The sequence below is a fragment of the Saccharicrinis aurantiacus genome (assembly GCF_947489045.1).
GTDB lineage: Bacteria > Bacteroidota > Bacteroidia > Bacteroidales > Marinilabiliaceae > Saccharicrinis > Saccharicrinis aurantiacus.
Map to the genome: position 1 here is coordinate 615,365 of NZ_CANLCN010000001.1, position 14,404 is coordinate 629,768.

Consider the following 14,404-nt stretch of genomic DNA (forward strand, 5'->3'; position numbering starts at 1 on the left):
ATCTTGAAACTAATATTGAAAATATGAAAATTAAAACAATAATTTCATCTGCTGCGGTTCTGTTTTTATCATATGCATGTACCACTAGCAATACAAATTCAGCATCGGATGAGGTAAAAGAGTATCAGCCAATATTTGAGTCTTTGAGCCAGCACGAAGCAGCTCCAGAATGGTTTCAGGATGCTAAATTAGGAATGTATTTTCATTGGGGACCGTATAGCGTTCCTGCATACGGATCGGCATGGTACCCTGCCAATATGTACATAAAAGGAAGTAAGGTAAATCAATTTCACGAGAAGAATTTTGGGCCAATAGAAGAGTTTGGGTACGAAGATTTCATTCCAATGTTTAAGGGCGAGCATTTTGATGCTGAAGAGTGGGCTGATTTATTTAAAATGACAGGTGCTAAATTTGCAGGACCTATTGCACAACACCACGATGGTTTTGCTATGTGGGATAGTGATGTTAATCCATGGAACTGTTTAGATATGGGACCAAAACGAGATATTACTGGCGAGTTATTTGCTGCTCTTCGAAAACGTGATATAAAAACAATCGCCACCTTGCATCATGCCCGTAACGGACAGCGTAATGCAAATACGCCAGAATATTGGCTAAAAAATGGTTTTAATAGTCATTACCCTTATCATCCTGATTTACCAACAGCAACAACCGATCCCAAGCTTCGTAAGCTGTTCGGAAATTGGGAAAATATAGAAGATTTTAACCAATATTGGTTAGATCAGGTTGTGGAAGTGGTTGATAAATACCAACCAGATATCCTTTGGTACGACTCGTGGTTGAACATGATTCCTGAAGAAAAAATTAACGAAATGGTAGCTTATCATTTCAATAGTGGGTTGAAAAACAAGCAAGAAGTTGTGGTTTGTAGCAAGCATCAAGATATTCCGTGGGAGTATGGTGTTGACGATATGGAGCAAGGTGGACGTAGAGATATTTATCCATTGCCATGGATGACTGACGTAACGCTTTCGAACAAGCGATGGATGTATGTTGAAGGAGAGCCTTATAAAGAAGCTGCCCTTGTGGTGCGTAACATGATTGATGTGTGGAGTAAAAACGGAACAGTATTGTTAAACATTTCGCCTCGTGCCGATGGTGTAATAAATCAGGAGCAACGCGATATTTTAAAAGATATTGGTGACTGGATGAATGTGCATGGCGAAGCAGTCTATGGTACGCGTCCGTTTCATATCTTCGGTTACGGTACAGCCAATGCTTCAGATGCCTCGCATGATGGTCAGTCGGCTAAAATTAAGTATACAGCAAACGATGTTCGTTATACCGTTGCCAAAGATAAAAAATCGATGTATGTTTTCTTTTTAGGTGTGCCCGAAGGTGGAAAACGTATTAATATGAGAGCAATAGGAGGATTTCACCGTAACCAGCCTCCTTCGCCAATTAAGGATATTAAGCTGATTGGATCAAATGCTCAAGTAAAATGGAAATTAACACCACAAACCCTACAAATTAATATGCCCGAAGTGGAATACAACCCAATTGCCACAGTATTAAAATTGGAGTTAGAATAGTTTTAGATAAGAGATTTTAGACAATAGATAAGAGACAAAAGACAATAGATTTTTACGTCGTGTAAATAAGTCTTTTATCTAACAGTTTAACATCTAAAAAAAATGCCTTTAGATCGCCGCGTTCCTCGCGATGACGCAATATCGTGTTCTACACGAATATAAAATGTGCGCCTCGTCATTGCGACGAAGGAAGCAATCTCAAGGGAGGATGTAAATTATAAAGTAAGTCGGGCTTACCTGTCGTTAGGCAGGTTTGGGCATAAGGGCCAATACGAATTGTTAATCAAACTGATATTGATATTAAATCAAGGAATTATGAAAAATATAAACAAATCAGAAATAACAAAACCCAATTATCCTGTTAAAGTATTACAGTTTGGCGAGGGGAATTTTTTACGAGCCTTTGTTGATTGGATGATAAACAAAGCCAATCACTCAAATAATCTAAATAAGGGTGTGGTGCTTGTTCAGCCATTGGCAAACGGAATGGTTCCGATGCTAAAAGCACAAGATAATTTGTACCACGTGGTACTTGAGGGAATCAAAGAGGGTAAGCCGGTTCGCGAAATTGATTGTGTAGATTGTATTGTAGATGCTGTTAATCCTTACAACGAATACGAACAATATAAAAACTACTTTTTAAGCGAGGATTTAGAGTTTGTAATTTCCAACACCACCGAGGCCGGTATCAGTAGAGTTCAGAACGAGGATATTTATGCTACGCCTCCACAATCGTTCCCGGGTAAAGTATGTGCTTTATTGCTTGAGCGTTTTAAAAAGTACAATGGTGACACAGCCAAAGGACTAACTTTTATTTGTTGCGAGTTGATTGAAAACAATGCTACTACACTTAAGGAGATAGTGTTGGAGTTGGCAGCGCAAAATAATTTAGATGCAGCGTTTGTATCATGGATTAATAGTGCTTGTCATTTCTGTAATTCTTTGGTCGATCGTATTGTAACCGGTTTCCCTAAAGATACCATTAAGGAGCTGCAGGCGGAGATTGGTTTTGAAGATAATATGTTGGTAACTGCCGAGTATTATCACCTTTGGGCTATTGATGCCAATCCAACGGTAATGGAGAAATTTCCATTACATAAAGCAGGCTTGCATGTGGAGTGGGTCAGCGATATGAAAACCTTTAGAGACAAAAAAGTACGTGTGCTTAATGGCGCACATACCGCATTGGTTCCTGTGGGTTTATTAGCAGGGCACGAAACCGTAAAAGAGGCTTTCGCCGAGGCGGATGTTGAGGCCTTTATACGTGGTATGGTTGACGCTGAAGTTTTACCAAACATTGAAGGTGATACAGAGGAGTTAAAAGCTTTTGCCGCTGAAATATTAGATCGCTTTTTCAATCCCTATATCAAACATTATTTAAAGGATATTTCGCTGAATTCTTTATCGAAATGGGTAACACGTGATTTACCTTCGTTAAAGGATTATCAGTCTAAAACTACGGAGTTACCTGAGCGCCTATCCTTATCACTAGCAGCTTTATTAGCTTTGTATCATCCCGAAAATAAAATCGGTTTTAAAGCAAACGATACGCCTGAATTGCTTACGCAGATAAATCAAGTTTGGACTTCGGATACATCAATAGCAGAGCAGGTAAAAAGCATTTTGTCCAATACTGAAATTTGGGGCGAGGACTTAAACCAAATAGGCGGATTATCGGATAAAGTGGCAACATTTTTTACGCTAATTACAGAAAAAGGAATGCAGCACGTATTGCAAGTTTGTAGCTAGTCAGTCGTCTGTTTGCGCCTCGGTGAACGGCCTAAAAACTAAATTAATTATAAACAATTAATGTAACTATTTAGTATGAAGCATTATGAATACAAGGGTTTTAACGTTTGATTAATATTAGTATAACTAATAAGCAAATAATACCTAAGCGCCTCGTCATGGTGAGGTACGTGGCCATCTCAAGGCGAGATGCAAAAGTAAAAATGCCTTAAGATTGCTTCGTTCTTACCAATGACGCCATGCCGTAAAAATCATCCTGAATAGTTACTCATTAAAAATTAATCAAGTGTCAGATATATTAAAAATACAGTCAAAAGATAATGTTGTAGTGGCACTAAAGGCCATGAACAGTGGCGATGTAATTGAAGTAAATAACACTAAAATTACCATTGCCGAAACCATTCCTTTCGGACATAAAATAGCAACGGAAGCTATTGCCAAAGGTGGTTTAGTAAGCAAGTATGGCGCTCCAATCGGAGGGGCATCAAAAGCAATAAAACAAGGCGAGCATGTGCATTCGCATAATCTAAGTACGCTTTTGTCGGATAACCTGACATACGTATATGAGCCCCTTGAATTTAAAGCAGAAGCTAAAAAAGCAAACGCTACGTTTATGGGATATCAACGTAAGTTAGGTAAGGTTGGTATTAGAAACGAGTTTTGGATTGTTCCTACCGTAGGTTGTGTTAATGGACAGGCTAAGCAAATTATTGAGATGCTAAAGGCCGATATGGATACTTCGTTTATGGATGATTTGCTGGTGCTAAACCATCAGTATGGTTGTTCGCAGCTTGGGGGCGATCATGAAAATACGCGTAAAGCTTTGGCGGCTGCCATCAAACATCCCAATGCCGGTGGAGTGTTAGTGATGGGCTTGGGTTGCGAAAATAATCAGATTAGTGCCCTAAAAGAAGCCATGGGCGAGTTTGACGAAGACCGTGTGAAGTTTTTAGTGGCTCAGGAAGTTGAAGATGAAGTTGAGGCCGGTTTTGAATTGGCCAAGCAGCTTTGTTTAAACATGAAAAAAGATAGTAGAGTAGAGGTGCCTATGTCACAACTTAGCATTGGTTTAAAATGTGGTGGTAGCGATGCCTTTTCAGGTATTACAGCTAATCCGCTATTGGGTGCTTTTTCTGATTGGTTGGTACAGCAAGGCGGTAGCACGGTTTTAACCGAAGTGCCCGAAATGTTTGGTGCCGAAACCACATTGATGAATAGAGCCAAAAATCGTTCGGTTTTTGAAAAAACAGTTGGTTTAATAAACGGTTTTAAAGATTATTTCAGAAATAATAATCAGGTGATTTACGAAAATCCATCACCCGGAAATAAAGATGGAGGTATTACTACTCTTGAAGAAAAATCTTTGGGAAATGTACAAAAGGGTGGTTCATCTTTAGTGGTGGATGTGTTAGATTATGGCGAGCAGATAAAAGAACATGGTTTAAACTTATTATGGTCACCAGGCAACGACTTGGTATCGAGTTCTGCTTTAGGTATGGCTTCGTGCCAGATGGTATTGTTTACCACAGGACGAGGCACTCCGTTTGGTAGCTTTGTGCCTACCATGAAAATTGCCAGTAACTCTGCTTTGTATAATAGAAAAACCAATTGGATGGATTTTGATGCTGGTCAGTTAATTGATAGCACTTCAAAGGATGCTTTGTTAAGCGAGTTTATTGATTTTATTACAGAAATAGCCAATGGCAAGAAGCTAAAACATGAATTGACTCACTCAAAGGAGTTGGCTATTTTTAAAAGTGGTGTTACCCTTTAATCTTACAGCATATAAGAGTTTTAAATAACTTCAAAAAAAAATCAAGGCTTTCCCCGAAAGACTTGACTATATGAATCCCCACAGCAGGTATGCCCTCTGCGTGGGGATTTTTTTATCCGATTAATAATACCTTAGATTCAGTTGTTTATATAAAAAACAATATTTAAGTAGTTGGGTAATATTTCTGTCGGTGTATGTTAATCCACCATTATGGCCGGCTCCATGGGTACGGTACATTACGTATTGTGATTTAGGCGAACCCTTTTCCTGAAGAGTAGCTAAAAATTTGTAGGAGTGTAATGGAGGAACCCTATCATCGGAGTCGCCAGTAATAAGTAATACATTTGGGTAAACAGTATCTTCTTTAATTTGATGCAGTGGTGAGTAGTTTGACAGAGCTTTATACTCTAATGAATCAGTTACATTACCAAATTCAATTAAATTAGTGCTAGCCTGCCCTACTGTAAATTTAGAACAGCGCAACATATCATAAGGGCCAGCCTCTGCTACCACAGCTTTAAATAAATCGGGGCGTTGTGTAAATGCAGCTGCAACCAGCAAGCCTCCATGTGATTTACCATTAATTGCTATTTTGCTAGCATTCGTATATCCCTCAGAACTTAAATACTCAGCAGAAGCAATAAAGTCGTCTATTGTATTTTGTTTGTTTACCCCACGTCCTTGCAGTGCCCAATCAGAACCTAATGCACCACCACCTCTAATGTTTGGTACAGCAAGAATTCCTCCATTTATAATCCAAGCAGTTTTCCAGGCATCATACCTAGGAGAAATAGTGGTACCGTATCCGCCATAACCATATATCAGAGTTGGATTCTTACCATTTAATTTTGTGTTTTTTAAACAGGTAATATACATTGGTATCTCAGTACCATCTTTTGATTTATAAAGTACATATCGCGTTTCAATTCGGTTAACGTTATACGGTAAAAACAGTGTTTCTTCTGCCTCTGTTTTAAGCATTTCTAACGATATCTTAAATGTAAGAGGAGGATGATAAAATGAACTTACTATGTATTTGGCATATTTCGGGTTTTCTTCATCTTCATTAGATATAAAGTTTACTGTTTTACCCACAGGAAAATCCATCTTTTTCAGGAGTTGACCACTTAAATCAAAGATCATTACAAATGACTCTGCATTTTTTATATAGGTGCAAGCTAGCCTATTACTTTTTAGATAATTTACATTCTTTAGAGTAACATCGTATTCAGGTATAATTTCTTTAACATCGTTGAGTGTATTAATATTGGCTTTCATAATGCGCCAGTTAGGAGCTTCAATATTCGTTTTAAGTAAAACTGTATCACCAATTACTTCTTCTATACTTACCAGTGTATTATTTTTATTTGGAAATATAATGAAATCCTTTATTGAAAAGTTCTCAATGCTGTCGTTGGCAAAGGCATGGCTTTGAAAAATTTTATTGTTTACATATTGGTATCGTTTAATAAATAGTCTATCACTAATGCCTGAGAAAGAAAAATTATTTTGGTCATTTTTATCAGGATTGATAAATAGTACTGGGTCACTAGATTGCGAAGTACCCATTGTGTGGTGAAATAGCTTTTGCCCAGTTGCTAAGTCAAGATGCTCTTGTCCTTCTTTTGGCTTGTTAAAGGCATCATAATATAATCCTGATTTGCCCCAATATAGGGTAGATCCCGACCTCAAGTGGTGTAGTTCGTCAGCTAAGCGTTTACCCGTTTTTAAGTCGAAAAAGTATACCGTTACCCAGTCATCGCCATTTATACTAGTGGTTATGGCAACAATTGTATTGGCTTTATTAACTAGCATATCACGGTACAATATATTGTCATCTTTGTTGCTAACATAGTCTTTGCCGCGCATTAGGGTTTTGTAGGTTCCCATATCGCCTTTTTTGTACCTCAGATTCGGAGATTTATTTAATTGTATAGTTTCAAGTGTAAATTGATAAGTGGTATCCTTTTTACTTTTTTTATTCTTCTCAATAGTTTGACCATCAAATAGAATAGATTGTATTTGTCTATCGAGGTACCTTGCGTTAGTTTGTTGACTTTGGACTTTTTTTGCTAGTTTATCTTGCTCTTCAAGCCAAGCATTAATATGTAAATCATTGGGGTTTTCCATCCATTGATACGGATCTGCCACTTCATCACCAAAATAGGTATTTACTACCGAGCTATCCTTAAAAGCTTTAGGATATTGATAGGTTTTTTGGGCATTGATATTAGCGCATAGGCTTAATGTAATTAGGCAATAGGTAAGTAATTTCATGTAAAATAGGATCTTAAATTAATCAAGAATTGAGATAGTAAAAATACAAAACTAGAAAAAATTTATGTTAGAGTAAAGTGTTATTTAAATGTTAAATAGCAGCCAATTTAAACTGTGTTCGTATTTGAATTTCGTTGTTGTTTGCATTCCTATTTACTAAATGGTTTAAAATGAATTTGAAACAATTCGCCCATGAGCAATCTGGCATAACATCACCCTAACAACTCCATCTCAAAGCAAGTTGTAAATTACATTAACAATTTATAATTAACCATTAATAATTATCCCTCCCTTCTCTTGTTCAGTAAAAAACTAGACAATACCTATACCTCTGTTACATTGCTTTCAATTACACACCCTTTTTAATAAATCAGTGCCCCTAGGCATACATTCACTTCGTATATATTAGCATAATCAAAACGGTTATTAATCTATAAATCAACTACAATTTAAATACAGTTACTATGCAAATATTACTTCATCAAATTAATTTTAGCAAACGCATATTAATTATGCTATCGCTTATTATAACATGTGGTTTCATTCAGGCCCAGGAGCCGCAGAAACCCAATGTTGTATTTGTTTTGCTCGACGATTTAGGCTTTTCACAAACAGGCTATATGAGTCAGGGCATCACCGAAGCCGATTTAGATCCGCTTTTTGTTGAGTATACCGCCGAACGCTATAAAACAAAAAACAGCTATACACCACAGCAAGCCATTGAGTTTGCGCGTAGGGCCACACCAACCATTGATAAAATGGCCAGCGAGGGCGTTATTTTCAGCAATGCCTATGCAGCATCTAACCTATGTGCGCCATCGCGTATTGCCATTGCAACCGGAACTATGCCCAATAAACTAGGTATTTATACCAATACCGATTGCGAAGCACGTGGCCCCAATAAAGGCGCCTTACTTGTACAAAACCTAAAAGATAGCGGTTATGCCACAGCCCATATTGGTAAATGGCATGTAGGCCGTCAAGATCCCAACTACCGCAAACAATATCGCGGATCTACCCATAAAAACGATCATCCCTATCAACACGGTTTCGATTACTATTACGGATATAACATGTACGATAGTCCCTTTTATAACGCTGATAATGTTTGGGAAGGATATAAAAAATTAGAGAAAAACCCCAAGTATAACACCGACCTGTTTACCGATAAGGCGCTAGAATTTATGCAGCAAAGTATAGAGGGCGATAAACCATTTTATGTGCAGCTGCACCTACACGCCGTGCATGCTCCCCTAAACCCCAAGGCACCCGATAATTATTTTAAGCAGTTCAACTCCGATTCCTACCTACTCAATAACTTTTATGCCCACATCTATGGTGTCGATCAGAATATAAAGCGCGTAAAAACCTTCCTTCAACAGCATAATATCGATGACAATACCATCATTATTTTCACATCTGATAATGGCGGTTCAGTAGGTTGGGATTCTCCACTGCCGGGCAATGCGCCCTACCGCGGTCACAAAGGAATGTATCTATTGGGCGGTATCCGCGTGCCTATGTTTATCTCATGGCCCAAGGGAATCCCCAAGGCTCACGAAGAGAAAAATTTGGTATCCACCATTGATATCATCCCCACTGTATTGTCAGCAGCAGGAGTCGATATTCCAGAAGATATCGACGGAAAGGATTTGACCCCTTATTTATCAGGAACCTCAAAAAAGCCAGTCCGCAATCATTACGTATGCTCCGGTATCCATTCTTGGGCATGGGGTTTTATGTGCAGTCATAGCTTCCACCAATTTAACGAAACCCGCAAGCGCGCAACCTTTGCCTCTGTGGTAATTAAAGAAGGGTATTTGTGGCGTTACGTAGGCGAAACGGTTGAGCATCTCTATAAAGAATATCCCGATGGACGACCTGCTTATTACGAAATGTACAATATTAAAAACGACCCTCAGGAGCGCGATAACAAAATCGAATCAGAGAAAAAGAAAGCCAAGCAATTAAAAAGCATCTGGAAACAGGAGTCGTCTACCTTTCCACCACCACAACACGGCAAAAAAGACCTATGGAACGATATCATCAATAACTAATACCAAATGCATTATCAATTATTTGATGATGTTTTTGATATAACCAACTTAAACGCAACAAGGTTTGGTTTAGGAGAATTTAAGTAGCCATAATTTGGGCGCCTTAACCTGCTATCCATTCTAGCCTTTATTGTTTTACTTAAGTAGTACTAATGGCTACGTGTGCTTCCTGCGGTCGCATCCGTGCCATAAGTCCCACTAAAGCAAACCAACAAAGGGCTACCATTACTATCAGGGGCGCATTGGCATAAACAACTAGGTTTATCTCCCCCCTCAAATAGTAAGTAAAAAAAATCCGGATTCAGCATTACCAAATCCGGATGATTATTAGTTGTATTTGCTATGCAGCATTAAATCGTATGCCTCACTGGTACACTATCCAATTCGCTTGCACTTTTATCACTTAGTACATAATTAATTCTATCAATCGAAGCCTGTTTGTCCTTCGGTAACTGCGAATCAAAACTAACCGTATTAATAACATGAATCCCCATGTAATAAGTATCTACCTCAACCAATTCAATTAATTTTTTTTGCTCCTCAAGCACCTCGCGTTCAGTAGCCATTTCAAAGCTACCCTTATTCACATCAGCCTCAAGCTGCGTTCCCTCATTAACATTTAACGAAGTAGGCACAATACCAATAGGCTTATACTTATTAATTAATCGGGCATTTGCTTCAGCATTTTCAATACCTCTACCTTTGCCAGCAGCACCAAACATAAAGCCATAAAAGAAACTAATTCCAGCCTTATTCAATCGGCCCAATTGCTCTTCGGTATCAGCCAATGACGCGCCTTTATTTAAATAATCCAGCGCATCACCTAAGCCCGTTTCTGCGCCAATCCATAAATCGCCAATCCCAAGTTCCTTAAGCTCGGCCAATTCATCATCCGATTTCCCCATTATATTATTAATGGAAGCATACATGGTAATAATTTTAACCTCTGGCAGATACTTGTGTATCATTTCAGCAATGTTTTTTAAGCGTCTTCCCGATAAAACAAAGGCATCACCATTCACTAAAAATACACGCTGCACATTAGGATATAGCTTTTGTGCTTCCTGCAAATCTTGTTCTATCTGCTCGGTTTTAGCCACAGAAAACCTAACATCGCGATACATGGTGCAGAATGTACATTCGTTATGTGCACAACCCACTGTTACTTCTAATAATAAGGTGTTAGCCTCGTAGGGTGGTCTGTAAACTGGTCCTGTGTAGTTCATTTCTTTATGTTTTAAATTTTAGTATTCAAAAACCTATCGTAATCATCATGATTTATTTACGATACAAAGATACAGTACAAGTTAGTTATGGGTGTTGTGATATTGTTGGTATGTATTGTATTTATAGTGGTTATAATATGGTCCCGGTAATCTAATCGAGTCATTTTATAAGTTTAATTACCTTTTTGTCCTAAACTTAAAGGTTTGTATCCTTTAATTGAACTTGGAATAACATGATTATTCCCTTAGAAAAATAGCTTACTTCACAGGTAAGTTTAGGCATATTTATTATCTAATTATAGCTTGCAGTTTTTTCTTATTATTTGTTACGTTTGTGAATAGTTTTGTATTAAGAACTATTCACAGGAATTAATTATTCAAATACATTGAATATGCAAAATAGGCTTGATCTGATTTATTCAAAAATGAAAATATTAAACTTGTTTTTCGTATTTCTATTATCAGTAATAATAGTTTATTTGATAACGTATATTGATAAAATTGGTCTTCATGGTGATGAAGCTGCTATAGGCCTTTATGGAGTTGATATATTGGAGAATGGGATTGCACAACCATATGGATTAAATTATTATACAGGAATATTACAAGCCTTATTAGATTCTGTTTTATTTAGGATATGGAAAATTGACGTATTCTCCCTTAGAATTGGAGGCGTTTTTTTTAATATTTTATCACTATTTGTAGTTACAAAGGTTTTAACAATAAGGGTAAGTCGTAGAGCAGCAATTGTTTTTCTTTTGTTATTTGCTCAATCTGTATTTTTATTGTGTTATTCAAAGATTGCGTGGGAGGTGTGTTCTTTTAATTTTGTATTAATTTCAATTCTCTTATATTCTATTCATAAACTTGAAGAAATATGTAGTAGAGAGCGATTTTTGTACTTATTTATTTTTCTTTCAGTGTCTATATTAGGATCATATAATCATATAATTTTTTCTAGTGTTGTTTTAGCCCTAGTTGTTAGTATTATAACATATTTATTAATAGAAAAAGTTTCTATATCTCAATTTATTCTAAATTGTATTTCTTTAGCATTTATTTCTCTTTTTAATATAATTTGTGCTTTTATTGTAATGACTCTGTACATTGATGTGTTATGGAGTAATCTTGGAGTTGTAGTTTTTATTGCTCCTGGCGTTCTAATAATTATCGAACTTCTTTTTTTTGATAGAACTAAAAGCCTTGTTGAAATTATATTGCGGTACTTATATAAATTTTCTTTTTCAAAAATAGTCTTCAAGCCATTTTTGATAGGGGTAGTATTCATATCTTTTATAAAATATCACAGTTTAAAACTATTTGATGTTTTTCAAAATGAAGTAGTCTTATTGAGATTATTCTCATATGAGGTTCCCGTATTTTTTAATTTATATTTTATGGCTGCTGCAATTGTGATCTTTGGATTCATAATATATGAGCTAATTATAGATTTTTCAAAAAAGAAAACTCCGATATTTTCTTACTTTATTGTTGTTTATATAGGAGTTGTTTGTTTGTATACTAGAGGGTTCTCGATTAGATATTATCATATACTTACATTTCTACTATTTCTTTTTTTTAGTGTAAAGATCGTATCTGTGAAAATGGTATTACAGAAAAAAGTAATGTCAATTGTTTTAATTAATGTAATATTTGTACAATATATTATTTGGAATATTAACCTTAATGAAAATAGACAAGTAGAAGCTAAGTGGATTAAAATAGGTAGAAATAGTATTGAGACTTCAGCACATTTTTTAAGTTTTGTTCCTATTATAGATTACGTAAAAGAACACAGGATAGGAATTTTACATTCAGAAGATATGTTTTTTATAGGCAATGTTTTTGATTTTTATAAAAATGTATATCCAGAAATAAAAGGTTACAATAATACAGCGATAGTAAATTATGATTATGAAGTAATTGATTCCGGATTTGTTATTGAGTAAGTTACTAATTACAGTGAGGTATTTCCTCTAGTTTAAATACTTTATATAACAATAGTTAACGCCATAAGTGTTATCAGCTTCAATAAAGTCATTCTCCAATATTGTATGTCCTTTTTTAAGGTGCACTTTAAAAATAATGGCTTCTTCGTTGCCCTTAATTGCTTTAGTAAACTCTCGATTTTGTATTTTAATACGCGCCTCTGTTGGTTTAATAACCGTATAATCGTAATGGTTTTTATTTACTGCAGGCACACCCCAAATAGCACCAGGGCATTCTTTAGGCCAACGGCATAAGCTGATTTCATATAAACCATCTTTTTCAATTCCAATGGCGTGCTTGTTGTTTTTATTTGTGAGGCCTTCTGCAACTTGCTCACACTTCCAAATGCCTCTGTCGTCGCCAATGGCATGTTGTACTGTTAGTTTTATCTTCTCTTGCGCCGCATTGCCCACAATGTTAACCGGTAGTTCTTGATACTCAGTTCTAAGTTTTGCCTTTTCAATAAACTTTTTATTCTGCTGCAATAACGACGTAATTAATTCAGGATGTTGAGCTGCCACGTTGTTTCTTTGGCTCGGATCTTTTTCAATGTCATACAGCTCTTTACCATTAATCAGTCGCCAACTATCTTTCATAATGCAAGTTTGATTCACAGCTTCAGGAGCGCGCCAATCTTGTCGATGGTGTACAAATACACTCCTATTATTGGGCTTGTTCTTTTTACCTCTTAGTAAATCAGAAACATCAATACCATCTAAATCCATATTTTGTGCTAGCTCAATATTACAAAGAGCAGCAAGTGTAGGCAGTATATCAACATGGGCACTCAACTGCGAAATATCTTTTCCACCACCAATGTTACCCTCGGGCCAGCGAATGTAAAAAGGTACGCGATGTCCGCCCTCTAACTTAGAGCCTTTAATTCCTCTAAAGTTTTTATTGTAGCCTAGTTTGCCATCATTACTATATCCATAACGACTTCCGTTATCACTCATGAAAATTACAATGGTATTATCGGCTAAATTGTTGTCAATTAAAAACTGGTTGAGTTGGCCCATGTTTTCATCAATATTGGCAATCATGCCCATTTGCTTGGCACTTACCACTTCTTTTCCTTCAAGGTGTTGGTATGGTTTTTCATATTTCTCAGCTACAATAAGTGGGTCGTGCGGAGCATTGGTTGGTAGGTATATGAAAAATGGTTTGTCCTTTGTCTGTTCAATGTATTTTTGCGTTTCGCTAAACCAAACATCGGTACAATATCCAGTAAACTGTTGTGCTTCGTTATTTACGTAATACACATCGTCAAAATAAGTATTTCCCCAATGGTCTGATAATTCCCCAACACCGCCAGCTAAATGCTGAATTACAGTTTCAAAGCCCGAATCTGTTGGTCGGCTAGGGTAATTATCGCCCAAATGCCATTTGCCAAACATAGCAGTATGGTAGCCATTGTCTTTAAATATATCCGCCATGGTAATTGCCTTTTCATTTAAAGCATCACGCCCTTTAAAAGTAGCCCAAACTCCATTGTTAACCGGATATTGCCCTGTCATGATGGCACCGCGCGTAGGGGCACAAAGCGGACTTACATGAAAATCGCTTAGGCGTACAGATTCGTTATAAAAGGCATCGATATTTGGGGTTTTAATCCACGGGTTTCCCTCGCATGCTAAGTCACCAATGCCTAAATCATCGGTTAAAATAAGTATTACATTGGGTTTTTGCTGAGTTTTTGCATTCATGTTAATGCCTGCAAATAAAAGGCAGATAAGATGGATGAGCGTTAAGCTGTTTTTCATGTGATTCTTTTAATCT

8 protein-coding genes are annotated in these 14,404 nt (G+C 36.7%); 5 read left to right on the top strand and 3 right to left on the bottom strand.

The genetic code is table 11. The features are described from left to right. Window positions 1-23: 23 nt before the first annotated feature. The 3 genes from QMO11_RS02255 to QMO11_RS02265 all read left to right on the top strand — a co-directional run bounded on the left by QMO11_RS02255 (window position 24) and on the right by QMO11_RS02265 (window position 5,076). On the top strand, window positions 24-1,553 hold the full coding sequence (locus tag QMO11_RS02255) for an alpha-L-fucosidase (RefSeq protein WP_282035842.1): 1,530 nt from the start codon (window positions 24-26) through the stop codon (window positions 1,551-1,553). Window positions 1,554-1,868: 315 nt separating this feature from the next. Then, window positions 1,869-3,302, top strand: a complete 1,434-nt coding sequence (locus QMO11_RS02260) for a tagaturonate reductase (RefSeq protein WP_282035843.1) — start codon at window positions 1,869-1,871, stop codon at window positions 3,300-3,302. A gap of 286 nt (window positions 3,303-3,588) precedes the next feature. Next, window positions 3,589-5,076, top strand: coding sequence for a UxaA family hydrolase (locus tag QMO11_RS02265; RefSeq protein WP_282035844.1), 1,488 nt, complete (start codon window positions 3,589-3,591; stop codon window positions 5,074-5,076). A gap of 120 nt (window positions 5,077-5,196) precedes the next feature. Here the strand turns inward: QMO11_RS02265 and QMO11_RS02270 are convergent, their stop codons facing one another. Then, complete coding sequence (locus QMO11_RS02270) at window positions 5,197-7,353, bottom strand: prolyl oligopeptidase family serine peptidase (RefSeq protein WP_282035845.1); 2,157 nt, start codon at window positions 7,351-7,353, stop codon at window positions 5,197-5,199. A gap of 464 nt (window positions 7,354-7,817) precedes the next feature. On the opposite strand from QMO11_RS02270, the gene QMO11_RS02275 reads away from it, so the two are divergent. Continuing rightward, window positions 7,818-9,410 (top strand): sulfatase-like hydrolase/transferase, encoded by a 1,593-nt coding sequence (locus tag QMO11_RS02275; RefSeq protein WP_282035846.1) that lies wholly within the window; start codon window positions 7,818-7,820, stop codon window positions 9,408-9,410. Window positions 9,411-9,760: 350 nt separating this feature from the next. Here the strand turns inward: QMO11_RS02275 and QMO11_RS02280 are convergent, their stop codons facing one another. Continuing rightward, window positions 9,761-10,636 carry a radical SAM protein gene (locus QMO11_RS02280; protein WP_282035847.1) on the bottom strand — a complete coding sequence of 292 codons (876 nt, stop codon included), beginning with the start codon at window positions 10,634-10,636 and terminating at the stop codon, window positions 9,761-9,763. Between the two features lie 392 nt (window positions 10,637-11,028). Here QMO11_RS02280 and QMO11_RS02285 point away from each other — a divergent pair, with 392 nt between their 5' ends. Then, complete coding sequence (locus QMO11_RS02285) at window positions 11,029-12,585, top strand: hypothetical protein (protein WP_282035848.1); 1,557 nt, start codon at window positions 11,029-11,031, stop codon at window positions 12,583-12,585. Window positions 12,586-12,612: 27 nt separating this feature from the next. On the opposite strand, the gene QMO11_RS02290 is transcribed toward QMO11_RS02285, so the two are convergent. Beyond that, window positions 12,613-14,388 (bottom strand): arylsulfatase, encoded by a 1,776-nt coding sequence (locus tag QMO11_RS02290; RefSeq protein WP_282035849.1) that lies wholly within the window; start codon window positions 14,386-14,388, stop codon window positions 12,613-12,615. Window positions 14,389-14,404 lie beyond the last annotated feature (16 nt).

What these genes read in the sequence shown, in the direction of transcription:
- QMO11_RS02255 (WP_282035842.1), top strand. Translation starts at nt 24, where the DNA reads ATGAAAATTAAAACAATAATTTCATCTGCTGCGGTTCTGTTTTTATCA.
- QMO11_RS02260 (WP_282035843.1), top strand. Translation starts at nt 1,869, where the DNA reads ATGAAAAATATAAACAAATCAGAAATAACAAAACCCAATTATCCTGTT.
- QMO11_RS02270 (WP_282035845.1), bottom strand. Translation starts at nt 7,353, where the DNA reads ATGAAATTACTTACCTATTGCCTAATTACATTAAGCCTATGCGCTAAT.
- QMO11_RS02275 (WP_282035846.1), top strand. Translation starts at nt 7,818, where the DNA reads ATGCAAATATTACTTCATCAAATTAATTTTAGCAAACGCATATTAATT.
- QMO11_RS02280 (WP_282035847.1), bottom strand. Translation starts at nt 10,636, where the DNA reads ATGAACTACACAGGACCAGTTTACAGACCACCCTACGAGGCTAACACC.
- QMO11_RS02285 (WP_282035848.1), top strand. Translation starts at nt 11,029, where the DNA reads ATGCAAAATAGGCTTGATCTGATTTATTCAAAAATGAAAATATTAAAC.
- QMO11_RS02290 (WP_282035849.1), bottom strand. Translation starts at nt 14,388, where the DNA reads ATGAAAAACAGCTTAACGCTCATCCATCTTATCTGCCTTTTATTTGCA.